Here is a 22286-nt window from a genome sequence, read left to right as displayed (position 1 = left end):
TTCCTATTCGAAGGTTTCATTTCAACTCACTGTCGTATGCATTTGCAAAAGTAATTCCCACAACCTGAACTTGCTCATAGCTCTGAAACTCTGCACGAGACTCAATTAATCCATGCACTACATTTGCTGCTCGTTGTGCCAGTTCCTCTTTATCCAACTTCTCATCAGAATTAACTCTCACGTTCCTGATTTATGTATTCTTCCGCGTCATCCTGACTAGCATATAGATTAACCACAACTGTATATGAGTATCGAGCATTCTTGCTTTGTTTTTTAACATTTTCAGGCATCGAATAATATTTCAATTCTCTAACCTCACTTTCCCATAAAATGTAAATACAATCAACCGTTAACTAAATAGCATTTTTTTAGTGGTTTCAACCAGTAGTGCTTTAGCAACCTCTAGAGGTAAACTCAAGAAATCAAGTCCCTTACTTTTTACAAATTCCTTTGTTTTATTCACGACCACTTCATTTCTTGCTACATCTAAAAAATCATGACCTGCCCATGTCATATTGGAAATAGTAAATTCATAAGGATTCAGACCACCTCTTGCTTCAACATAACCCGCATCTTTTAGTAATTTTATCTGATATTGAACATGCTCTTGCTCTTCTTCAGAATCATATCCATACATTCTAACTACGATATTGCTGGATGCTGATGTCTTAGTCTCTTCTATGCATTTTAAAATATCAATTATCAGATCCATATCTCTTTTCAAATGCCCAGCCCCAATCAAATAAATTATTTATTTTTACTATCTCTTCTTTTCTCTAATACAATCAACAAATAATACAACAACCAGAATAGTAATGGAAATATGGCTACTGCAGTATATTTCTTATCATGAGGGAGCGTAAAGATAGTAACAATTGTGATCGGTATTATAATAGTAAGTAGAATTAAGTACTTTCCCCAATGCTTCTTTATCATCACAATCCCTCCTTATGAAAGATTCTTTTTATCTAATTTATTCTGTATGATGTATACTCATAATCTAGCGAATACTCATTGAGTTTCATCTGATATGCCGGTATACCTAGACTATTAGCGGTGTCTATTAATTTTGCTTTATTTACTTCGCTACATTTTTCTCCAATATATATTGCAGAAGGAGTTGCGTCCATATACGGATCGTTAGTTGATGAGGTAATATAGCGGACTTCTTCCTCATAATCCCAACTGGGGTGCTTTATGCAATTATAAAATATACCCATCCATACAACTATAATATTACTTATGAGAATTTCCTTTTTATTTTCTTTATCTGCGGCTTCTTTTGCCCTTAATAAGTCTGATACGATTTCATCCATGATTGGAGTAATATCAATTCGCTGGTTGATATATTGAACAGGAAACATTGATCCCCTTAATTTCATATTGCTTGGCAATCTGGTGTCGTATTTCACACAATACCCTCTATGATTATTAGAATAGTGCGCCCACATAGGCATATTATTAACACCGCACCTTGTAAATGAGGAAAGTCGGACATAGGACGAAAAATCGTCAATCAGCTTCCCCTTCCATCTTTTTAGGATTTCGTATTTAAGAAGTTCTTCACTTCGATAAAAGAATGCTCTGCCATCAAAAGGGTCGTTAAAATCTTTAGGTTCAGCAGAATAAATCTTTTTATCCTGTAATGTCTTAAGTCTTATGCTGTTTAAATTTTCGTCATCGCCAAGATAATAGTACTTATACAGATATTGAGGTATGTGCCATCTGGTGATTTCATAAATTGTTTCCGGTACAACTGGATTAGATGGCTGCTTATTCAAAAGCGATATGGCTTTTATATAATCCATAGGATTTTCTTTCACATATTCTTCTATGTCAAAATTATCCTGCATTTAACTAACCCCCTGTAACTTCCATACCTCGTGAAAGGCTAATATTATTTTCGTATCATCATATATCTATATGTTCTATTGTATTTAAGTCTATCTTCATTACCTTCACTACATTTTCTAACAACATCTCTGCCTCAAAGACACCTCCACAGTACTCTGGCGAGATAGCTATCGTTATTAGATCCCAAGGATATAATTTTAACAACTCTTCAGTGAGCTCCCTCACCTCATGTAGAGGTCTAAGATCTGGATTCATGTTGTACTCATCAGAATAATTAAACACATCAATATCCAAGTCAAGTATAGCCGTCCTGCCTGAAAGCATATCTGAAAAGCTCTCACCATCATATTTCTGAAGGAATTTCTCTATTGTGGTGTACCTTTGATACTTATGCTCAAAATTCAATGGGAGTTTAGATAAGATCAACATACTCTCAGGACTATCACTTTTCTTTAACTCTTCTAGTATTTCCATATCTTTTCTGTCTCTTGAGACAAAAATAATCTCTCCGATAGTCTCACGAGCAAGCGATGGCCAAATAAAATTATCATATTTCATGTATAAACGATCTGGTGTTTCTCTCGTTAAATAATCAAACCCTTTACTAAGCTCCAATATCTGTTCTTTGTTGTCAGCCTCCATTAACCCTTCCAACAATAATCCATCCATGGCATCGTCTAGGTGAGAATCGACATGAACAAGCAAAGAATTCGATTTAATCTTACCATCTAACCTTGCTAATTCCCACGCTCCAAAAGCCCAATTATGATTTCGCATTATTGTTATTCGCTTATCATTCGATCGAACTTTCCAATGAATGTTTTGCTCCCATTCTGTTCTCATGGTAACCTCCTTTCTATAAAAGACTCATTTGATCCCATTCTTTGAGTACCAACCGTAAAACAATTCCGAAATGGCTTCTCCAGCGTTTAAAAAAGGATCTATTTCTTTATTGTCAATGTCCGTTGACTCCTTAACATTGAAATATAGCCATTGAGTTATAATCAAATAAAGGTTATCCAAGCCCTGAGCCAATAAAGGACTATTTCTTAAATAGTTGTTAAAATCTTGGGACGCTTCTACCCCCTGTTTATCCCAGTTGTTTAAACGTTCTATTACTTGTATGTAATTTTCTTCATAATCATCTCCAAGCTCTAATAGTCCTGTCATAACAGCGGCTACAGAAAAATAGAAATACCAGTGATTTTCTTTATCTTTTACTAAATTGTGTTGGGGGATTTCATTTAATAATTTTTGATAAAACTTATCAGATATCTCAATTGATTGTGCAAAAAGCAATCCTACATACTCAACCGAATTTTTGAGATTCTTTTTTTTCTTTTTCCAGAACACAGGTATCAGTCCTCTTTTCTATGTAAAATGTTTGTTTGAACTATTCATTTTTAAAATGGTGCAGATCTTCAAGCTCAACATAGCCTATCCTGCCAGTTTCATCAAACTTAATTCTAGCTTTCAATGGATTATTTAACCTATCTACTTTAAATCCCACTAACATACCCACTTTGTCTCGATGTTTGAGTTTGTTTGTATTATCAGGAACAACTTTATAAATTCCTCCGTATTCCAATGTTACCTTGCGAACTAATTCACCCTTATGCAGAGCCTTAATAGTACATTTAAGTGGCTTACCTGATTCCTCTGAATAAGATTTAATGTCATACAGCATGATCATTCACCCTTTTAATGAAAGTATTATTTCACTAAGAATAACTTTGCAAATTTTAAAAAATAATCAATACATAAATACGCTAGTTCCTATCAATACAATTACTTTGCTACCACAATTATACAACAACATGTGTCTGTATACCTATGTTTTCTGAATGTATCTGTGTTCAGCAGTCTATCTAATTATGTAGTGCATGAATGTTAGATATTATATAATAGAGCCACCGTAATTGAAGGAGGAATTATCCATGATTGCACCAGGTGTAACTGTCTATGATGGCAATAATGATGCTTACGAAGTGGTAAAAATGATTGGACATGGTGGTTTTGGTTTTGTTTACTTGATTCGAAAGCAATCTGATGGTACTCAATTTGCACTTAAAACACTACCTCAAGGCTTCCCATCTCAAAGTGCATATGATACTTTCATGAACGAATGTCGCACTGCAATAACAATTTCTCATCAGAATGTCATAAAATATGTTTACATACATGATGGGCATAAATATCCTGACTTGCCGCAATACTTAATAATGGAATATGCAAATCAAGGAACATTATTAAGTCATCTTCAAGCCCAAACGATTACAGGGGAATTTTTCTCTATTGAAGTATTGAGAGAACTTTTCTCACAATTAATTGAAGGTATGAAGCATATCAGCCTTAATTTAGTGCATAGGGATATTAAATCAGACAATGTATTAATTCATGATGGAGTATTGAAAATAGCTGACTTTGGGTTGGCAAAAATCGCTACAGAAAACACACGACAAATAACGTTCAAGGGAATTGGGCATGTCAAGTATATGGCTCCCGAAAGATGGGTTCAAGATAAAAACACCATACAGAATGATATATACTCTATGGGAATCCTTTTCTATGAGTTGGCAACACTTCAGCATCCATACACTGTAAAAAATGAATCAGATCAATCAAGTTGGCAAGAAGCTCACACTTTTCAAAATGCAAAACCCATTAAACAGATAAACTCCAATCTTACAAATGGTCTGGTACAAGTTATCAATAAAATGTTAGAAAAAAATGTGAACCAACGATATAAAAATTGGGATGAAATTGAGAAAGACCTCAGTGTAGATAATATGCCTTCTACACCTATATCAGGTATGATTGAAAATTTAGTTAACGCCAAAGTAGCTAAAGATGAATCAGCTAAAACACAGAGACTTTTACGAGAACAGGAAGAGAACGAAAGATTGGCACATATCAAAAGAATTAACTATCAATTTAAACAAAGTATTTATGATCCATTGCAAGAATTTATAGAATTGTTCAACACCAAGTACACAGCAAACCAAAAGATCACATTAGAGCCGTTTAACAACCTACAAAGGGATAATTTTGTTGTCAAAATGCATTTACCTTCACATCAACGGATCGAAATAAAACTTAAAGTTCTTTATGATAAAGACTTCATGAAGGAAAGAACGGATAGATTCGATAGATTTGATCAACGAAAGTTCAAGGTTTTAGAATGTCCTAAACTAAACAATCAATTGATACTTGCATGGGGTTATTTTGACATAGTAGCGACTCATGGATTTAACCTATTACTTGTCGAAGAGGAAGATAACATTTATGGTAGATGGTATCTAATGAAGAATAAAATAAGTGGACTATATCAGAAGCCAAAAAACGTCCAAGAACCCTTTGCAATTGAATTCGACGGATTAGAACAGGCAATTAACCATTTAGGGGTTTTTGGTTCTAAATTTGAAAGTGAAGTACTAGCTGGGGATAAATTTATAGAAGTAGTAAACGAGATCTTAGTTCAGAATATTTAGAGAGGGGATTCCCCCTCTTTTTAGTGTTTAGACATTACAAAAGACTCATCTACTTAAACAAATCCAATTCGGTTATGTATTCTCAATCAACCTGATCTGTTTCTCTACCTCTTCTAATAGTGGTTTAGCAGCATCAATAATATACTTCACAGATCCATTTATTGTAATTTCAATCTCATCATCAACATGTTTAGAAAGCTTGTTATACTTGACAAGATCATAATCTCCCCACCATCTCTTGCTCATGTCAAAGATAACTTTACGCTTTGGAGTTGTCATAGCAGGAATTGATTCAATTGCAGTATTTAGAGATTCATAGCCACGCATGTACTCCCATAACCTTTCCAGTAACTCTTTGTGATCTTCTACATTTAAGAGTGAACTGTTGTTTACTATTTGTCCTGTTAATGGGTTTCTCAAGTAATACTTCCCTTTAGCATCATAATGTTTAAGTACAGTATTTAATTCATGTCTAAGCATATGTAATAACTTAAGACACTGATTCTGTTCAGCCCTCTTCTCTTTTCTGTCTGCTCTCCAGTTAGCAAGCCACCAACCTATAAGTACTGCAATCAAAGGCATTATAACGCTTCCTATTACACCACTTTTCCACATAGCCTTTATCCAATCTATCGTCCATACCAATACCTTACCACTCCTTATGTATGATAGGAATATTATACCACTTAACATGCTCAAGGTTACCGTGTCAATTCAGATTCAACCTGAACCTGACCTCTTTTTAACTTTGAAGTTAGAAAATGATTATTTCCGTTCTCAGATTAACGATGTGGCTTCAAACCAAACGTCTTATACAATCCTCGTTGGACAAAATTTTCGCGTGAGAAAAATGTTCTCCTCTCAGTGAAGGTAAGTTATTCGTTTCAAACGAAATAGTACCGTAGCCCTTCAGAGGAGATTGTTGACTCTAGGACAGACTGTCCTAGAGACCATTCCGAGGAATATCTCGTTATGTTTTACGCAATGTTAAACAATTGTTATAGGATCTGTGACTCACGCCAATTTTCGGTCATTATTCGAGACTTGTATTCAAGTTCGACATAACGCCCAATCAAGGAGGATGGAATTTCAACTCACCTTAAACAGTTACCCTCAGTTTGGGGCTTCTAGGTTAAACTTTACGAGTAATATAGTCATGAATCAATGTGGGCATTTTGTCCTTATTGAGACCACGAATATATAATGTAAAAAGGACAACACCCATTTGTGTCATCCTCATATATCTATTCAACTTGTCTTGTTATCTCCTGATCCATTAATCGTTTCTGTTTCCTGATCAGTGCGAGTTCCTTTCTAATCTTCATCCTACGTTCAATTGTGATGTCTAATCGTGATCCCTCTTTAACCAAGTCATGATACAAACCTTCCAATTCAGTTGTAATGTTATTAGTCTGTCTTCGCTTTCTCACCTTCTTCTGATACTTCACTTTTTCCACTGTACGATATAGTGGAATATCCGTAGTATTCAAACTCATGATCTCATCAACTAATGATCCGTCAGATATCATTTTATGTTCCTCTTTCCTACACGGATGGAGCCATGATTTCATCAAACATTTCCGAATACATTGTTTCCAGGGCAAAGGATTGCGGCTTATGCTTATGTCTCATTTTAGTATCCATAGCCTTCATTAACACTGTCCATTGTGGCTGTCTTGCACGATCCAGTAATGCTAATGTGAGCATAGCACATGGTGAAGGATATCTGAAGAATACATCAATGGCTTCACGTTGCATCTGATACGTATCTAGTGTCCAGTAAGATTGCTCTTGCTCTGATAAGTTGTAATACTCTTCTTCATAACGCTTGTAACGTTACTCTTTAATTAGGTTCTTGATAAATTGTATTGGTTTCATATGTTTATCCCCTTTTCGTCACAAACTGTGCTTACTTCAAAACTCACGTACCAATTTGGTACTACCTTATAAGTGTGAATCAAATCGTCATTTCACAGAATTTTTATGTATCAACTTGTTGTAATCAGATTGATAAGATATTTTTACGTTACAACGTTATCCGTTCTAGTAAAATGTTACTGACAAAATTGAATTTACTTATACAACGCTGTCAACGCCCTATTAAGATGAATTGAGTAATCCGTTTGTTTCAGTTTAACCAACTCTTTTAGATCGATGTTCCATTGCTGGATACGCTCTTCATGAGCAGGGACAATGCTATGTTTAAAATATTGCCGTAATGCTTGAATTGGATTTAACAAGTACATATCAAGAAACGACTCATCTGACATTGGGTTAAGACAAAGTTGCTCTTTTCTCATTTCGTGTAGAAGATCGAAAACTTGATGTCCATTGGGATCAAATGGAACACGCATCATGAACTCATAGCGCAACTCCTCAGTAACCAAGATAGCCTTAAAATTGTCGATAAGAGCAATAGCCTTTTTACTTACGTTACAATCAACGATAACCTCTTCAATTGTCCAAGTTGGTCTGATATACTCGGTTGTCATATATATTCTTCTCCTTTAAAGTTTGGATTTGTTTAATTGAATGCTACGAACGCATAACTGCCCTTTGATCAACTTGCCATGTTTATACATGTGCATACGACGCTCCTTTCAGATTGAATAACTTTGTAAAACGGCATTAATTTGTCTTTCTGTAATTGTTATAAGAACAATATTTAAAGTATGTTGTTGCTATTTTGATTTGCTTTTGGAAATCTAAGCACAAGTTACATGGTACAAATTTTGATGATGAAAAGTTACAGATAGTGTACAATGTGTACACAGGTGTTAATTGTTCAATTCATCCAAATTATGACCTTGTGGTCATAATTAAAATATACACTTAGGGTCATATATTGTCAACTGTCTGGAGGTAATTTATGCTTAAGGTTAAAATTAAACTTAAAGAGGTACTTAAACAACGCAATCTAACACAAAAACAACTTGAATCTATGTCTGGGGTTAGTCAAGCCAGAATTTCGAAACTTGCCAAGGCTGACAGACAAGAAGTTAACCTTGATATGCTAACAAAGATAGCCGCTGCACTAGATATCAAAGACATATCTGAGCTGATTCAGTTTGAAGAAGTACTAGACATAGATCATGCACCTGACTCAAAATGAGTTGGGTCTTTTTTTGTTTTTCTATTTTGCTTAAATTCTACCGTCAACTTTTCTCTAACAGGATGAAATGCGATATAGTACGTAATAGATCGTCTTTTTATTCCCGCTCATAAAATAAAAAAAGCAATCCATTAGGACTGCTTAATTATTGTTAAAATTAATCTTTTAAAAGGATAAAAAAAGAGAGGATTATTCCTCTCTTGGGGTTATGGGTTTACCGCAATTTCTTCTGGTTTAATGTAATATTTAATGTATGGTATATTGTTTCCTGTCCCAGCAAATCGATAGCCTGATTCATGCTCATAAGAAGTTATAGCAGATCGAAGTTTTTCGATGGAAGCATAACCGAACAAATCAAGAATTGACTCCGCTCTTCGTTTTGACTTTAGCCTTGCTAGTAATTTAATTGGTTGAATATAATCCCTATAAATAAATGTCACTGGAAACCATCCACCTCGATCAGGCGATACATTGAGCATTATTGAGAGATAAAACAATATCATATCTGTATCTAGCAGCTCTTGCTTAGTGATGAGAGCTGCATTGATTCTTTCCGTTATTAGGAAAGCTGTATAGCTTATTTTTCTAGAACCAATTCTCTCGTTTCTTGATTCTAAGGAAGAAAGATGAAACCTTAAATCAGTAAATTTTCCTTCTAATGTACCCCGTTGATATTCAAAAATATAACTTGACGATATCAATTCGTTGATAATTCTGTATTTTGACTGCTTCAAAAGAACCGCACAAGCATAAATATATGATTCTTGAATTAAAAACTTATAGTGGTCACACTGAAAGTCGCTGGAATTGCCCTTTCCTCTGAATTCAGTAAAGGCAAAGATCCTTTCAAAAAAATCAATAAGCCATTCTGTTTCAATTACATCATTTTCGCTTAGAATTTTAACTGTCTCAATAAAATTGTCTCTTAATGGAATGGTGTCATTCAATTTTTCAATAATTTTCTCATCTGGAGCATTCATGTCGAAATCTTCATAGTTAATACGTAGTTGATCCAAGTCCTCAAAGTAAGAATCTGAAAAATTAGAAGCCAAAGCTGACAATCTACGTGGATTACTCTCTACAGCTCTACGCATTTGGTGCACTATACCACCAGTTCTCAGAAAGATTGTAGTTTCTTGATCATCAAAGACGCGTCTTTTCCCCAATGGAGGCTTTCTGTACAAAGGAGCGTTCACAATATTTCTAACCAAGTGTTCATATCTGTCCTCGAACTTCGCCGTATCTGACATGTCTATATATATTCTCGATTTAAGGAAGGTTGGTAAGTAGGGGTTTCCGTCTTCATCCAATTCTGAGACAATGGGTATGATTTTGTTTTGCTCAACATTCTCCATAACTTCAGGAGTAATGAGAAGTTTTTCTGTGCCCACTCCTCCTTTGTTACTGTTTGCCTTAGACTTATACCCCTCATCACATATAATAAGAACTTTATCTATCTCTGGAGATGTCACCATCCTCTCCATAAAGGCAAATTTATCATGCCCTTCTTTCAAATCCCACTTATCCAATTTCACATCTATTCCGTCGGCCTCTCTTAACCTTTCAGCTAATTCGTAAACCCATTTTTCGTGTTCTGGTGTAGTCCAACTATAAGATATAAATACTACAGGAACCTTTGAGTTTTGAAGTGTATCCATTCTCTTATTTCCCCCATCAAGTTAAGATGCAATCAAACTTATTATACCATCAGATTTGTAAACTACGGAAATTATGAAATCAGACTTTCGTTTGAAAGAAGTACAGTATATAGTTTTAAATTATTCGAGATGGTATATTTGAATAAAAAAGGAGTTTTTAAATGTTTTCAATTTATGATCTCTCCAAAGAAGAGGACAGATTAATTCAGAATGCAAAAGATATCCATGGTCGTTATTTTACATTTACAAAAGAAGTTATAGAATACTCTTGGACTTTTATTGAAAAGATTGATGCCACTGCATATGTATTTAATGCGTTCTCAACCCAAATGAATAAATCTTTGTCCCTTTCTTTACTGTCAATAATTAGACTTCACACAATTCAAGCATACCAATCACTAAGAAATGCAATTGAGTCTGTAGGACTAGCAAGTTACTCACTTTACAAGCCCAATCAAAATAACTACGTTTTAGATAATCCTGAATTTCCAGGACATCTTATTGCGAAAAAAGACGTTTCAGATAAAGTAAATAAGTGGCTGAACAATAATTATCCTTCCCACTCCGATAAATTGAGAAGCATTAAAAGCGAGCATATAAACAAACATTTTGCACACTCAAATCTAACAGATGCTTTAACTAATGTGCACTACATTGACAATAAAACCTATAATTCTGTTTTTGATGAGACCAGCTTTATACTTACAAAAATACATTTAGTAAGCTTATCAAACATGGCTATACATATGATCGATCTATTGGGTAATGTCTTGAAAGATTATCCTTTAGCTAAAATCAAAACTGGCCACTCAGTAAAACTAGATGGATTTTATAGGACTTGTAGACAACAATACTTAAGCCTCAAAAATGATGCTACATTCCCTAAATATTAGCTGCCCTAGTGGTAGCTTTTTTCTTGAAATTCAACGTTCGTCGTGAATCATGTAATATTCATGGTCTTTAAGAATTATTCTTTCAACCTCTTCATCTGTTGCTTCTTCCCAAACAGTTATCATCCTGTTATACGTAACAATCGGCCTTGCACGTTGGAGAGACAAATTATTGAGATTTATTCTGAATTTAGTAGCCATCCTCCCCCTACTGTTAAGCATAAGATTGGAGGCTTTTCTCCATTACGTTAAAGACCTAATGCCTAAACTATTCCAGTACTAAATCGTTTAGAATAATAATCCCCTACACTTTTAAAAGTTATTTGGGTTATTTTTTATTGTAACTGTATATGCAAGTGAGGGTTTTGACAATATGTCAAAAGGGTTGATAGCAATCATAAAATACGCATAATAACCGTCACAGAAAAAGATTAATTCGCCTTGCAAATCCACACCAGTCAACAGCTTGCACCATTTCTAAAGCGTCACAAAAAGCGTCACAAAATTGAATCACAATTGATTTTTTTTAGCGTTTCGCAAGTCCTTTCAAACACTTTTGAAAACTAATGAAAGCTTGTCCCATATGGGTCTATGACGTGCACCAGCACTTTGCGACTCTGTTCCAAAATGGGATACGGTAGTTGCTCCGCACATGATATATCCTTTGGATGTGTTAATGGTCAACAACGTTGTTTTGGGCAGCTTGACTTCTACCCCTACCAATACATGCTCTCCAACTACAATGGGCTCCATCGTCACCATAATTCCCCAATCCACCTCCTCTTCCACAGGTCACGATAATTGTATGCCTCATTCTGGATTGTCGTGTGGACACCTGCCGTGTTTGAGAAAATGTGGGTACTTACAGTTCAAATATATTGTTGGTAATTCTTTTACGCAGACTTAGATAGTAGAACTGAGCTTTCAATGAAATATAAAAAGCCACCTCAGAAATGAGGTAGCTCTCATAATAATCGTTAATATTTTTGAGCGTCTATAAGTTCATCAAGGTCATACTTCAAATTATAATCAGTGTATATCACTCTAAGCCTTACAGCATCAGTAACCCTAGCCAACATCAAACTAATACTGGTTTTTTTCTTGTCAATTACCCAATTACATTCCAAAGCAACCGCACCCGAGAGTAGATTTTTTTCTATGTCATCGTCATAATGAACTCGCTTTCCATTTGGAGTTAAACCATCTTGGAAGTTAATTGAAGCATCATATTCGTCAAAGAGGTCACGTTTTATACTGAAGTATTTATAAACTCTGTCCATAGTCGTTTTCTTAAAATCATTAGGATAAATCTCGTATACTGCACGTACTAATTTGTTTTTGTAGAATATGTATACTAGTTTTGCGTTGACTCTGAATCCCGTTGTTTTGTACTCCAATAACGAGATATCCTTTATTTTTGATTGATCTAGCAATTTAGATTTTTCTTTCTTTTTAACCTGATTAACTGTCATACCCCAATTTACGTTCTTAAAATCATACTTAGTAGCTGCTGTTGCTGGTTCATATGTAGTTGAAACGACAAACAATAATAAAACTAAAAACGATAAAACCAACTTCTTCATATGTAGACCTCGTCTCCTAAATTATGGAATGATTATACCATGCCAAAAGGAGCGGGTCTATGGGATTCGATAGAAGGGATTAGAACGCAGGGAATAAACACCAATAAAAGCCCCCCTCACCCAAGGTGAGTTGAATTGGGCCTACTTTAAAACGTATGCTCATCATTCTTTAATCGCCTTATCTCCGTTAACTCTCTTCTAATTCCCAGTACACGTCTATGAAGTACACTTCGATCTATTGATTCAGCTACCGACTTTTTGAACTGGACATCCAATTCACTTAGTGGCTCCTGAGCTAGTTTCTTTTTATGTATTGGTTTAGCTTCAACTTTTGTAGTTTCAGGCTTGACAGGCTTCAATCTTTTCTGCTTCATAATCTGTTCAAATACACTGTCCTCTTGATGCATGGTCTTCATTCCTTAATGTGTGATGAGCATATTGTAACATAATAACGAGAAGACGGTTGTTAAACGTCATAGTACAAACAATTAAAGTGGGCATAAGATGAATGTTGTCTCATACGGGTTCATTATTTACGTGTAACAGCACTTTGCGACTCTACTCCAAAATGAGATACGATAAGTTGCTCCGCACATGCCAATACGCGCTCTCCAACAATAATAGACTGCATCGGTCAACAAATTTCCCGATCCACCTCCTGTTCCACAGGTCACGAATGTTGTTTCCTCATTCTGGATTGTCTTGTGGACAACTTCGAAAAGACGTGAATAATAAGGTTTAATTGTGATATTTCCCCATTCTAATCGGCATATTTCTGCGTCTCTAGCACTATGATAATTTCCTTTTTAATGATATAGTGAATTGAAGCGTTTTTTTGAGCTGACATACTTTTTAACGGGGCTGGGATGAATGAAAGAAACCTTATCCAATCAAGAGGACATCGGCTTTTTATTTAATGTCGATATACTTATTAAGAGCCGCTCAAATGCATTGGCACTGCAGTCCCTGTTGGAGTTCATAAACAATGAAGAACAAATTGCGGACTTTCGGATTCAATCCGGCATAGAGCTAGGCAAAATTATTGAAGCGACACTCCAGTCCAAGAAGGACTCTTTCGTCACACTTCACAACGAACGCAAAAAAGCCAACGCAGCACAGAAGGCGTCCACTGCAGCTCAGACACCTGCCTCACCTGCTCCAGTCAAAACACAGAATCTACAAGAACAACCGGTTAGCGAGAAAAAGCCTGCCACCCAAACATCCAATGTATCCGATGGAAACTCATTTGACGCGTGGATTGACACGCTCATTAAAGAGAATAAACTCACTCGTATTGTTGTCAATAACAAGAACGGTAAACATCAGAGCATTCCTTGCCGTATTCTGAATTTTGATCGTGATACCAGTATTGTGAGCATCTACCATGTTGATGAAAAACAGGTGTATACGTTCCGAACCAATGAAATCGATGAGTTTCTGTAACTAACTTCATCGGATTAAAACAAAAAGCAACTTGCGTTAGAATGACGGGACATTCTAACGCAAGTTGCTTTTTAGTTCTATGGTTCATGTAGGATTGAACCCTCCGAGATTTGTTTGGACCGATCAAGAGCGATCTTTACCTCGCTGCCATACATCTAATGCCAATAACAACCATCCGGCAATGAAGGCTACCCCACCAATCGGTGTGATGGCACCCAGAATCTTGATGCCAGAAATACTAAGCACATACAAGCTGCCCGAGAACACAATAATTCCGATAAACAACAGACGCGCTGCCCACTTCAGTTTTGTCGATGCTCCAAGTTGACCAGCCGTCAAGCCAATAATGAGCAAAGCCAATGCATGAATCATGTGATATTGTACACCTGTCTCATATGTAGCTATGGCCGCGGGCCCAATCGTATCCTTGAGCATGTGAGCACCAAACGCTCCAATCGCCACCGATAACATGGTCATTACAGCTCCAAGCATCATCCATCTTCGTTGCATATAAGTTCTCTCCCTTAATTTAACTACAGTTCACTCCTATTATTGTATCGAATCCCCTCCTCCTTTACCAGTCGTGACGGAGCTTCAAAGATCATATGTCTGTTTATACTTAACAATTCTATCCCTGCCCTATAAATTGTAGGAAACAAGCGTAAATCCTTGATTTTTATCGATATTTATGGAAAAGTAAACAGGTATGTAATCGTTGTATTTTAAGTGCAAGTTCAAAAAGATTGGTTTTCAGTATCGAGAAGATGGGATGAAGCTAATCATTACTCATCGATTAGGTTAATAACACTCAGTACGATGATTAAGGGAGGCAAGTCAACATTATGGATAATCGCGATTCCTATAATTCAGGTTATAACAAAACGGATCAGAATCCTGGCCATGCAGATCCATACAATAACAATGGGCATGAAGCATACCCGCCAGATCATCAGAGGCAACCGATGGCACCACTGAAACATTCCGGACCTGGAATCGCCAGCTTTGTCATTGGGCTGGTTGCAATCTTGGGTTATATTCTGATATTCTTTATTGCCACCATGGCTGTAAACGAGTCCATCGGAGTTCTCACCCCGTTGCAGACAGAAGAGATCGCCTTGCATCCAGCAGTGGTTCTGGCTTCATTAGCCATTCTGGTCTGCCTGATTCTCAATCTGGCCGGAGTCATCGTCGGAATTATTGGTCTTGTCCTCAAGAATCGAAAGAAAGTTTTTGCCATTATCGGAACCCTATTAAATGGGATCATGATTCTGTTATTCGTTGGACTTATCTTGGTAGGCATGACGCTGATGTAACGCTTTGCATCAGCGTCATGTTTCCTTATAATTAAAATGAATGGGTTTACACATAAGAATAATCTATATTTTTTGCCAAAATCATTGTTTTCAAAGGAGATTGACATGTCACGAATCAAAATTTTTGCGGACAGCACAAGTGATCTGGCTCCAGAATGGATCCAGCAGCACGATATCGGTATCATTCCCTTATATGTCGTGTTCGGTGAAGAATCACTGAAAGACGGTGCTGAGATTAAGCCTGAACAGCTATATGAACGTGTCAGCCAAGATGGGCGTCTTCCCAAAACAGCTGCACCTTCCCCCGCTGATTTCATAACGGCATTTCAACCTTACATAGATCAAGGGGATGAGATTTTATATATCAGCTTATCTTCTGAACTTTCCTCTACCTATCAAAATGCACGACTAGCGAGTTCCGAGTTCCCTGAAGGTCGAATATCGGTCATTGACTCACAGAATCTCTCATCAGGAATTGCACTGATGGTGATGAAAGCTGTACATGCTGCTGATAAAGGGCAAAACCTGACTCAGATTACACACCTGATTGAGGCGATGAAATCAAATGTACGCACGGAGTTTGTCATCGATACACTAGAGTATCTGCATAAAGGTGGACGCTGTTCGGGCATGCAGAACCTGATTGGAAGCCTGTTGAAGATTCGTCCTGTCATCCGGGTAACAGATGGCAAGATGGCACCTGCCTATAAAGTGCGCGGCAAACGGGAAAAAGCTCTGGAACAAATGCTGAATAATACGCTCAGCCAGAAGGATCAGATCGATCCAGACCTGCTGATTGTTGTGCACACTATGGCTGAAGAGGATGCGCTTGACTTGCAGAAGTCTTTGCAGGAACAAACGGGTGCCCGTGTGGAACTAACCACTGCTGGTTGTGTAGTATGCAGTCACTGCGGCCCAAAAACAATTGGAATCATCTATAGTACTGTTTTATAGTATTACACGCTACATCGTATCGTATTACCCAATCCAATCCTTTCTTCTAGATCTGTATGTGGTACATCCAATACTTGGACTGGCATATCGGTATAACTAAAAAGGGCATTCCGAGCTTAATCGCTCAGGATGCCCTTTAATATTTTGCTAAACTTTGAATGACCTACACTTGGTCCATTGCTCATTATGATAATGGATCAATAACTTTTGGTCCGCAGATCATCCAGACTTTTGAATGCGTATCCTTGCTTGCGAGCCTCATCAATAATGGAACCCAGAGCCTCCGTGTTATCTTTGGATACCGAATGAAGCAAAATGACAGCGCCCGGATGGAGTTGTTTCAACACCTGTTGATGAGCATATTGTGCACCACGCTGCACATTGGTATCCCAATCTTTATAAGCAACAGACCAGAACACGTTCACATACCCTTGGGCATGACTCTCTGCAAGCGTACGATTGTTAAAAATCCCCCGCGGTGGCCGTAAAAAGGTCGCTTGTTGACCCGTCAGCCGATTGACCTCTGACTTGACCTTCTCGAGTTCCTCTCTAAGCTTTTCATTGGAGATGCGGGTCATATCCGGATGACTCCATGAATGATTACCGACAATATGACCTTCTGCCGCCATACGTTTGACCAACTCAGGCTGATCTTTCAGATAATGACCTGTCACAAAGAAAGCAGCTGGTACCTTCTTGGTACGCAAAACATCCAGTATGGCAGGTGTGAATCCATTCTCATACCCGTTATCAAACGTGAGATACAATTCCTTCTGTTTTGTATCCCCCAGGAAAATGGCATCGTTATGTTGTAAGATCGATTTAAAGCCTTCCTGATCAATGGAGGGCAGTTGACCGTTTTGACTTTTTTTGAAGCCAAAGTGATACGCTCCGGTAACCGGTGATGCTTCAGTCTGTGCCGGTACCATACTGATGGACAACAGTCCCAACAGTATATATAGAACCATTCGCTTCATTCTATCCGCTCCTGTTCCTGAAAAATTCGGTTAGTCGTTTGCACACACGAATACCTTCAGGTAATATGCCACAGGAACGGCTAATGTATGTAAATCATCAACGATCGAAACGTTTATTTTCAGCTTGTGGCGGAGATTGATGGAACAATTCAAGTAAGGTCTGAGGTTTGCCACTGGAAGCAAGCCATTCCCTCACGGTCTGTATGGCACGGGTCTGTCCATCTCCCCGATCACGCCATGTAAGCAACTCGATAACTTTGATAATCAAGGCCGACATATTGTGATTATCCAGTTCAGACCGCTCTGCCCTCAGCTTGTGATACAAAGCCTCCTGCTCCCAATCCAATAGAATCTCATCACCAATGGTTGGCTTCAAAAGTGTATACGCTCTGTCACAACCTTTACAACGAACCGTGCTGACCTGTTCATCTATAAATTCCGCTCGGATATCCTGCTGGCAATCCGGGCATTTGAACCCAACTTGTATGTTTTGTATGTTTTCGTTCATGACATTGTTCCTCCTGCGATGTGAGCATTTTGCATCAATCGATTCAAAATACTCCTTGGATATATGCATAATGCTTATGTATGTACTACATCTATACCCGATATTTTGTCGATTCACGCTTATTTTGAAGAAATCTGTAAGGTGCTATAATCTTGTAAATATGTTAAAATATTATACATATCATGGTAGGGAAAAGGCGGGATACTCATGTCGAAGGAAGAGCGCAATATAACCTGGCAATCATCCAGCATCAACAGACAAGACCGGGAGAAGCATAATGGGCACCGTAGTCGTGCCATATGGTTTACCGGATTATCAGGTGCAGGAAAGTCATCCCTTGCATTTGCCCTGGAGCAAAATCTCTATGAACAAGGCGTAAGCTGTTATGTTCTGGATGGGGATAATGTACGTCATGGACTGAACCGCGATCTTGGTTTTACAGCTGAGGATCGTCAAGAAAATCTGCGCCGAATTGGGGAAGTATCGAAGTTAATGGTGGATGCCGGGTTGTTTGTACTTTCGGCCTTTATCTCTCCTCATGAACAGGATCGGGAGATGGTTAGACAATTATTCGAACCGGATGATTTCATTGAAATCTATGTGCGTTGTTCAATTGAAGAATGTGAGCGTCGTGATCCCAAGGGTCTATACAAAAAAGCCCGCAACGGTGACATCCCGCATTTTACAGGCATTTCCGCCCCCTATGATGTACCCAAATCACCTTCAGTCATCATCGATACGGAACAATCGTCCATTGAGGAAGCTGTACAAGAGATCATACAGCATTTGGAGCAGATCGGTGCTCTACAGCTGCCGCTTCCTACGAAAACAGCCGTTGTTCATTAATCCATGCTCAATATACGAACCACCTACATAAAGGGCGCGCCCATCGTGGCGCGCCTCTTTACGTGTGTCGTGCCTGATTATTCAATAAATATATGAATGAACAGAAGCAGATACATATGTCCCATACTCGGCTTTTAATTTTGGAATGGATTCTGCTATCTACCCTCTTACTGTCCCACAACACCCGCCTGCATGTTCAAAAGCTTGCTGAACGTCCCTACCGGATCAGTAGATAACTGTTGATATCCACCCTCTTGAATCACCCGACCTTCATCCAGCACAATTACACGATCTGCCGTCCGAATCGTGGACAATCGGTGTGCAATCACGATAATGGTCACATGTCCTTTTAACCGTTCTAACGCCTCATGAATGTACTGTTCATTTTCACTGTCCAGCGCACTTGTTGCTTCATCCAGCACCAATACAGAAGGATTACGCAACATGGCCCGGGCAAGCACCAATCGCTGACGCTCCCCCCCGGATAACCGAATACCCCGATCACCAATGATCGTATCCAGACCCTGTGGCAACTTTCTCACAAAAGCCGCAGAAGAGGAAAACTGTAAAGCCTGCCACATCTGTTCTTCACTTGCATTTGGATCAACCAGACGCAGATTCTCACGAATACTCGTATGAAACAGGAATGGGTCCTGGGAGACATATCCGATGGAACTTCGCCAGCTTAATAATCGTTCTTCTGACAGAGGCACACCGTCAATCAGAATACGACCAGTTTCAGGCCTCACAAGGCCCATAATCAGATCTATCAGCGTGCTCTTGCCTGCTCCAGATTTACCTACAATTGCGGTCATACCCCTTGCTGGAATCGAAGCTTGCACATTTCTCAATGAGTAAGCATCACTTCCCTCATAGCGATAGCAGACATCCTCACACGTGATAGATTCCTTCAGTTCCATAGGTTGAATACCATCAGTTCCAACATCTCCTGCCGAAGCAATCTCTGCACTAATCTCACGACTCTTCGCCGTCTGCGCTTGCAGTTCTCTGACTACCCGAAACGCAGGCAGCATGGAGCTGATGTACTCCAGATTGGACTGAATCGCCGTAAATCTTGGCCATAAGCGGGAAAAGATAAGGATGATGAGCAGCAGACTTGCTGGAGGCACCGTCATTACACGGAGAGAAAGATAGATGAATGCCGCAATAATGATTGCCGCGGACATCCGGTGAATCAACTGTGTTCCACTGTTCAATTGACTAAATTGAATGACATTGCGTTCTATCTGTCTGCACATGCGCTCAAACCAGTTCATGTGTGAGCGCTCAAGCATGTTGCTCTTAATATCCTTAATTCCGTTAAAATGCTCGGTAATGCCGTTATAATAACTTTGCGAATATTCAGAGGTCTGGTCTCCGATCTGCTTGGCCCGCTTGACGAATTTTCTCAAGACAAAAAATAATAACAATCCACAGAACAGCACAAGTGCCGTCAACTTGGCGGATAACCAGAAAGCGAGACCGATCTGAATGCCCGTAAAGATCAGAGAGGCTGCCATTTGCAGCATAATGCTCGTTCCCTGACTCACACGTGCAAGTTCAGTCGTTAATATATGGTTAAAATCGGATTTTCGTTTTTGGAGAAAAAATGACCATTGCGCCATAATAATGGCACCATAGGTTTCCATGCGCAGCGTGCGTACAAATTGCTGCTGGATTCGCGTATTACGGATCGTCTGGAGACGCTGCATCCAGGCCTGTCCGGAGACAATCAATACAAAGGTGAACAATACGAGTAACAATTGGCTATTTTCAGAAAAACGATTCAATACGTCTCCAAGCCAGGGAATGTTTAAGCCTGTGGAGCCCATCTCAAATATGCCAATCAGACTCAGCATCGGAACAAGCATGTAGATACCGATCCCTTCCATGAGACTGATACAGATCATCCCTAGCAGATTCCAATATAAAATGGGCCCCGTGACATGATGCAACTTTCGCATGAAATATCTTAATTCCGAGATCATACTTTACCCCTTTCCGTCACCGTATACCTTTTAATTCGCCGCCAGAACCAGAGAAACGGACGTAACGGAAAGTACAGAAAAAACAAAGAACGCGGAAGCGGCAATTGATCCACATCCCATGTACTTGGATATAAACGTTCGATAAAGAAAAACCATTTCTGTTTGGTACTTCGAAGTTTAAACAGATATGATTGATAAGACTTCATATCAGCCGGACTTTCCAGCATGTCGTTCATGAACTTTGCGCCTTCATTGGCTAATCGCTTGCCTGTACGGTCACTCAAGGACATTAAGGACCTGTACTCTACATCCAGCGGCGTATTCAGCAGCTCCGAGGCCAGATAAAGAGCCTGTGAACCGATGGATAAACGCCCCTCCGCTTTCAGACGTCTTTCCACTTTCTTCACATCAAGTGGCATGCTGCGGATCATCTGGTCGATATCCAGTAACCAGCGCAGTCTGAACCAGCCGTGTCGTGCACCATGGGTTACGAGATAAGCCCACAGGTCTTCTTGTTCAAGCATACGGACAGGTGTCTGTGTGTATGAACTGAATCGGCTGCGTTTCCACAGCAATTCAAAATCGGTTTCTTTCCCCGAATCCGGGTTGAGACGCCAATGAATCTCTACTTGAGTCTTTTTGACCGGATGGGTATAACAGATATGATGTTCCCGCCATTTCCAGCTGCGCACCGTAGGTGCTCGCTCCCCTTCCTTGGATACGTATCCGAGAGTAGCCAGAATTCCTTCAGCCGCTTCCACATCATCGAACGGAATCAGGATATCCAGGTCTTTGGAGGTTCGCATGGATACATCGCCATAGAGATCATGGGCGAGCGCTGGTCCCTTTAGTGTAATATTGCGGATGCCGCGTTCACGAAAAGCGCCACACACCTGCTCCATCTCAGCTGTCAGATGTAACATGCGGAACGTATTGACCGTGTATTGTTGTCTCAGACTCTCCATAACATCTGCAGGAATGATTGCAGAGTTCAATTCTTTCATTTTCAAATAAAGGACAGAATATAAGCGGTGATGATAGACAAGCCGCAGAAAGAGCTGCCAATCCGTTCCTTGCAAACCTGCCTTGAGTTCTTCAGGGGATAGAGCCGTCAGATCACCTCTAATCATGCTCAAAATCAGCTTAAGCTCCTTCGGAAACCCTGATGAATAGAGTTCACTTTCATGTATCATAGACAATCTCCCCAGATCCCTTCTCCGGACACCGTTTGCCAAACACACCGACAACCGTATATTGGTCCATAGTATCAGCTCCGGTCACGATCAATTTACCACTTCGCAGCCAGGCATGAGCCATCATATGTCCTTGTTTATTCCGCGCTGTCCCCATATATAACGTACTCTCTATCTTGCGTCGCTGAAGCATCTTCATCCCGGCAATCGCCATTACAAGGCAGCGGCTTTCCCATAACGTATATTTGCTGGCGAGCGAAATCGCTTTGGAAATATTCCGTATAGTGATGACCTCGCTGCGATCAAGTCCTGTCATCGGTGTTTCAAGCATGGGTGTACCCAGCCCTGGCGCGATTTTGGCAAATGGCATAGCCTTCTGTATGCGTGCCCAACCAAGGAGCATATAAGCCTCCCATACCAGTCGACGCATCGACCGCGGGAGCGCGAGATAAGCCTTTATTTTTCGCAACATCATT

The 22286-nt window shown here is 39.1% G+C and carries 25 protein-coding genes and 1 pseudogene; 7 read left to right on the top strand and 19 right to left on the bottom strand.

Translation table 11 applies throughout. The features are described from left to right. Positions 1-16: 16 nt before the first annotated feature. The 6 genes from AC4E8D_RS09410 to AC4E8D_RS09385 form a co-directional block, all read right to left on the bottom strand. The gene (locus AC4E8D_RS09410; protein ID WP_490206122.1) at positions 17-181 is read right to left on the bottom strand and encodes a hypothetical protein; all 165 of its coding nucleotides are present in this window, start codon (positions 179-181) and stop codon (positions 17-19) included. Positions 182-349: 168 nt separating this feature from the next. Beyond that, positions 350-724: a DUF2513 domain-containing protein gene (locus tag AC4E8D_RS09405; protein ID WP_490206121.1), complete on the bottom strand. Its 375-nt coding sequence runs from the start codon at positions 722-724 to the stop codon at positions 350-352. A gap of 244 nt (positions 725-968) precedes the next feature. Next, a complete protein-coding gene (locus AC4E8D_RS09400) occupies positions 969-1853 on the bottom strand; it encodes a DUF2971 domain-containing protein (RefSeq protein ID WP_490206120.1) in 885 nt (294 codons plus the stop codon). 58 nt (positions 1854-1911) lie between these two features. Then, positions 1912-2697: a peptide arginase family protein gene (locus tag AC4E8D_RS09395; protein ID WP_490206119.1), complete on the bottom strand. Its 786-nt coding sequence runs from the start codon at positions 2695-2697 to the stop codon at positions 1912-1914. Between the two features lie 24 nt (positions 2698-2721). Further along, positions 2722-3207, bottom strand: a complete 486-nt coding sequence (locus AC4E8D_RS09390) for a hypothetical protein (RefSeq protein ID WP_490206118.1) — start codon at positions 3205-3207, stop codon at positions 2722-2724. A gap of 40 nt (positions 3208-3247) precedes the next feature. Further along, positions 3248-3541, bottom strand: coding sequence for a hypothetical protein (locus tag AC4E8D_RS09385; protein ID WP_490206117.1), 294 nt, complete (start codon positions 3539-3541; stop codon positions 3248-3250). Positions 3542-3791: 250 nt separating this feature from the next. On the opposite strand from AC4E8D_RS09385, the gene AC4E8D_RS09380 reads away from it, so the two are divergent. After that, positions 3792-5345: a serine/threonine-protein kinase gene (locus AC4E8D_RS09380; RefSeq protein ID WP_490206116.1), complete on the top strand. Its 1554-nt coding sequence runs from the start codon at positions 3792-3794 to the stop codon at positions 5343-5345. A 72-nt stretch (positions 5346-5417) separates the two neighbouring features. On the opposite strand, the gene AC4E8D_RS09375 is transcribed toward AC4E8D_RS09380, so the two are convergent. The 3 genes from AC4E8D_RS09375 to AC4E8D_RS09365 form a co-directional block, all read right to left on the bottom strand. Beyond that, entirely contained in the window at positions 5418-6038 is a 621-nt protein-coding gene (locus AC4E8D_RS09375) for a hypothetical protein (protein WP_490206115.1), read from the bottom strand. Positions 6039-6589: 551 nt separating this feature from the next. Beyond that, positions 6590-6874, bottom strand: a complete 285-nt coding sequence (locus tag AC4E8D_RS09370) for a hypothetical protein (protein ID WP_490206114.1) — start codon at positions 6872-6874, stop codon at positions 6590-6592. Between the two features lie 543 nt (positions 6875-7417). Next, complete coding sequence (locus tag AC4E8D_RS09365) at positions 7418-7837, bottom strand: hypothetical protein (protein ID WP_111271497.1); 420 nt, start codon at positions 7835-7837, stop codon at positions 7418-7420. Between the two features lie 377 nt (positions 7838-8214). Here AC4E8D_RS09365 and AC4E8D_RS09360 point away from each other — a divergent pair, with 377 nt between their 5' ends. Then, complete coding sequence (locus tag AC4E8D_RS09360; protein WP_111271496.1) at positions 8215-8457, top strand: helix-turn-helix domain-containing protein; 243 nt, start codon at positions 8215-8217, stop codon at positions 8455-8457. A 206-nt stretch (positions 8458-8663) separates the two neighbouring features. Here AC4E8D_RS09360 and AC4E8D_RS09355 read toward each other — a convergent pair whose 3' ends face one another. Next, the gene (locus tag AC4E8D_RS09355; protein ID WP_490206113.1) at positions 8664-10115 is read right to left on the bottom strand and encodes an SEFIR domain-containing protein; all 1452 of its coding nucleotides are present in this window, start codon (positions 10113-10115) and stop codon (positions 8664-8666) included. 161 nt (positions 10116-10276) lie between these two features. On the opposite strand from AC4E8D_RS09355, the gene AC4E8D_RS09350 reads away from it, so the two are divergent. After that, complete coding sequence (locus AC4E8D_RS09350) at positions 10277-11008, top strand: hypothetical protein (protein WP_490206112.1); 732 nt, start codon at positions 10277-10279, stop codon at positions 11006-11008. Between the two features lie 630 nt (positions 11009-11638). Here AC4E8D_RS09350 and AC4E8D_RS09345 read toward each other — a convergent pair. The 3 genes and pseudogenes from AC4E8D_RS09345 to AC4E8D_RS09335 form a co-directional block, all read right to left on the bottom strand. Continuing rightward, positions 11639-11767 (bottom strand): annotated as a pseudogene (locus tag AC4E8D_RS09345) (YunC family protein); the annotation flags it as partial. A 215-nt stretch (positions 11768-11982) separates the two neighbouring features. Continuing rightward, positions 11983-12588, bottom strand: coding sequence for a hypothetical protein (locus tag AC4E8D_RS09340; protein ID WP_074094349.1), 606 nt, complete (start codon positions 12586-12588; stop codon positions 11983-11985). A 146-nt stretch (positions 12589-12734) separates the two neighbouring features. Continuing rightward, positions 12735-12962, bottom strand: coding sequence for a hypothetical protein (locus AC4E8D_RS09335; RefSeq protein WP_490206111.1), 228 nt, complete (start codon positions 12960-12962; stop codon positions 12735-12737). Positions 12963-13458: 496 nt separating this feature from the next. Between AC4E8D_RS09335 and AC4E8D_RS09330 the strand changes: the two genes are divergently transcribed. Continuing rightward, positions 13459-14031, top strand: a complete 573-nt coding sequence (locus AC4E8D_RS09330) for a hypothetical protein (protein WP_076318334.1) — start codon at positions 13459-13461, stop codon at positions 14029-14031. A gap of 123 nt (positions 14032-14154) precedes the next feature. On the opposite strand, the gene AC4E8D_RS09325 is transcribed toward AC4E8D_RS09330, so the two are convergent. Next, positions 14155-14541: a DUF423 domain-containing protein gene (locus AC4E8D_RS09325; RefSeq protein ID WP_017689551.1), complete on the bottom strand. Its 387-nt coding sequence runs from the start codon at positions 14539-14541 to the stop codon at positions 14155-14157. A 332-nt stretch (positions 14542-14873) separates the two neighbouring features. Here AC4E8D_RS09325 and AC4E8D_RS09320 point away from each other — a divergent pair, with 332 nt between their 5' ends. After that, entirely contained in the window at positions 14874-15344 is a 471-nt protein-coding gene (locus AC4E8D_RS09320; protein ID WP_339307653.1) for a hypothetical protein, read from the top strand. A gap of 105 nt (positions 15345-15449) precedes the next feature. Then, positions 15450-16298: a DegV family protein gene (locus AC4E8D_RS09315; RefSeq protein ID WP_211081105.1), complete on the top strand. Its 849-nt coding sequence runs from the start codon at positions 15450-15452 to the stop codon at positions 16296-16298. Between the two features lie 197 nt (positions 16299-16495). On the opposite strand, the gene pdaA is transcribed toward AC4E8D_RS09315, so the two are convergent. Continuing rightward, complete coding sequence (gene pdaA, locus AC4E8D_RS09310; protein WP_074094344.1) at positions 16496-17275, bottom strand: delta-lactam-biosynthetic de-N-acetylase; 780 nt, start codon at positions 17273-17275, stop codon at positions 16496-16498. Positions 17276-17372: 97 nt separating this feature from the next. Beyond that, entirely contained in the window at positions 17373-17783 is a 411-nt protein-coding gene (locus tag AC4E8D_RS09305; protein ID WP_221823056.1) for a hypothetical protein, read from the bottom strand. A 207-nt stretch (positions 17784-17990) separates the two neighbouring features. Here AC4E8D_RS09305 and cysC point away from each other — a divergent pair, with 207 nt between their 5' ends. After that, positions 17991-18629, top strand: a complete 639-nt coding sequence (gene cysC / locus AC4E8D_RS09300) for an adenylyl-sulfate kinase (RefSeq protein ID WP_221823054.1) — start codon at positions 17991-17993, stop codon at positions 18627-18629. A 167-nt stretch (positions 18630-18796) separates the two neighbouring features. Here cysC and AC4E8D_RS09295 read toward each other — a convergent pair whose 3' ends face one another. From AC4E8D_RS09295 to AC4E8D_RS09285, 3 genes are read right to left on the bottom strand one after another with little or no spacing between them, the layout of a single operon-like run. Beyond that, positions 18797-20614 carry an ABC transporter ATP-binding protein gene (locus AC4E8D_RS09295; protein WP_221823524.1) on the bottom strand — a complete coding sequence of 606 codons (1818 nt, stop codon included), beginning with the start codon at positions 20612-20614 and terminating at the stop codon, positions 18797-18799. Further along, positions 20614-21747, bottom strand: a complete 1134-nt coding sequence (locus tag AC4E8D_RS09290; RefSeq protein ID WP_237176441.1) for a nucleotidyltransferase domain-containing protein — start codon at positions 21745-21747, stop codon at positions 20614-20616. Before AC4E8D_RS09290 ends, AC4E8D_RS09295 begins: the two co-directional genes overlap by 1 nt. 52 nt (positions 21748-21799) lie before the next feature. Further along, positions 21800-22282: a lasso peptide biosynthesis B2 protein gene (locus tag AC4E8D_RS09285; protein WP_221823522.1), complete on the bottom strand. Its 483-nt coding sequence runs from the start codon at positions 22280-22282 to the stop codon at positions 21800-21802. Between the last annotated feature and the right edge of the window lie 4 nt (positions 22283-22286).

It is taken from the genome of Paenibacillus sp. SRL342, assembly GCF_984798905.1.
The sequence above is the reverse complement of the archived record's forward strand: the minus strand, read 5'-3'. Positions and strand labels throughout refer to the sequence as shown.

What these genes read in the sequence shown, in the direction of transcription:
- AC4E8D_RS09400 (WP_490206120.1), bottom strand. Translation starts at nt 1,853, where the DNA reads ATGCAGGATAATTTTGACATAGAAGAATATGTGAAAGAAAATCCTATG.
- AC4E8D_RS09395 (WP_490206119.1), bottom strand. Translation starts at nt 2,697, where the DNA reads ATGAGAACAGAATGGGAGCAAAACATTCATTGGAAAGTTCGATCGAAT.
- AC4E8D_RS09385 (WP_490206117.1), bottom strand. Translation starts at nt 3,541, where the DNA reads ATGCTGTATGACATTAAATCTTATTCAGAGGAATCAGGTAAGCCACTT.
- AC4E8D_RS09380 (WP_490206116.1), top strand. Translation starts at nt 3,792, where the DNA reads ATGATTGCACCAGGTGTAACTGTCTATGATGGCAATAATGATGCTTAC.
- AC4E8D_RS09375 (WP_490206115.1), bottom strand. Translation starts at nt 6,038, where the DNA reads ATGTTAAGTGGTATAATATTCCTATCATACATAAGGAGTGGTAAGGTA.
- AC4E8D_RS09370 (WP_490206114.1), bottom strand. Translation starts at nt 6,874, where the DNA reads ATGATATCTGACGGATCATTAGTTGATGAGATCATGAGTTTGAATACT.
- AC4E8D_RS09365 (WP_111271497.1), bottom strand. Translation starts at nt 7,837, where the DNA reads ATGACAACCGAGTATATCAGACCAACTTGGACAATTGAAGAGGTTATC.
- AC4E8D_RS09360 (WP_111271496.1), top strand. Translation starts at nt 8,215, where the DNA reads ATGCTTAAGGTTAAAATTAAACTTAAAGAGGTACTTAAACAACGCAAT.
- AC4E8D_RS09355 (WP_490206113.1), bottom strand. Translation starts at nt 10,115, where the DNA reads ATGGATACACTTCAAAACTCAAAGGTTCCTGTAGTATTTATATCTTAT.
- AC4E8D_RS09350 (WP_490206112.1), top strand. Translation starts at nt 10,277, where the DNA reads ATGTTTTCAATTTATGATCTCTCCAAAGAAGAGGACAGATTAATTCAG.
- AC4E8D_RS09340 (WP_074094349.1), bottom strand. Translation starts at nt 12,588, where the DNA reads ATGAAGAAGTTGGTTTTATCGTTTTTAGTTTTATTATTGTTTGTCGTT.
- AC4E8D_RS09335 (WP_490206111.1), bottom strand. Translation starts at nt 12,962, where the DNA reads ATGAAGCAGAAAAGATTGAAGCCTGTCAAGCCTGAAACTACAAAAGTT.
- AC4E8D_RS09330 (WP_076318334.1), top strand. Translation starts at nt 13,459, where the DNA reads ATGAAAGAAACCTTATCCAATCAAGAGGACATCGGCTTTTTATTTAAT.
- AC4E8D_RS09325 (WP_017689551.1), bottom strand. Translation starts at nt 14,541, where the DNA reads ATGCAACGAAGATGGATGATGCTTGGAGCTGTAATGACCATGTTATCG.
- AC4E8D_RS09320 (WP_339307653.1), top strand. Translation starts at nt 14,874, where the DNA reads ATGGATAATCGCGATTCCTATAATTCAGGTTATAACAAAACGGATCAG.
- AC4E8D_RS09315 (WP_211081105.1), top strand. Translation starts at nt 15,450, where the DNA reads ATGTCACGAATCAAAATTTTTGCGGACAGCACAAGTGATCTGGCTCCA.
- pdaA (WP_074094344.1), bottom strand. Translation starts at nt 17,275, where the DNA reads ATGAAGCGAATGGTTCTATATATACTGTTGGGACTGTTGTCCATCAGT.
- AC4E8D_RS09305 (WP_221823056.1), bottom strand. Translation starts at nt 17,783, where the DNA reads ATGAACGAAAACATACAAAACATACAAGTTGGGTTCAAATGCCCGGAT.
- cysC (WP_221823054.1), top strand. Translation starts at nt 17,991, where the DNA reads ATGTCGAAGGAAGAGCGCAATATAACCTGGCAATCATCCAGCATCAAC.
- AC4E8D_RS09290 (WP_237176441.1), bottom strand. Translation starts at nt 21,747, where the DNA reads ATGATTAGAGGTGATCTGACGGCTCTATCCCCTGAAGAACTCAAGGCA.
- AC4E8D_RS09285 (WP_221823522.1), bottom strand. Translation starts at nt 22,282, where the DNA reads ATGTTGCGAAAAATAAAGGCTTATCTCGCGCTCCCGCGGTCGATGCGT.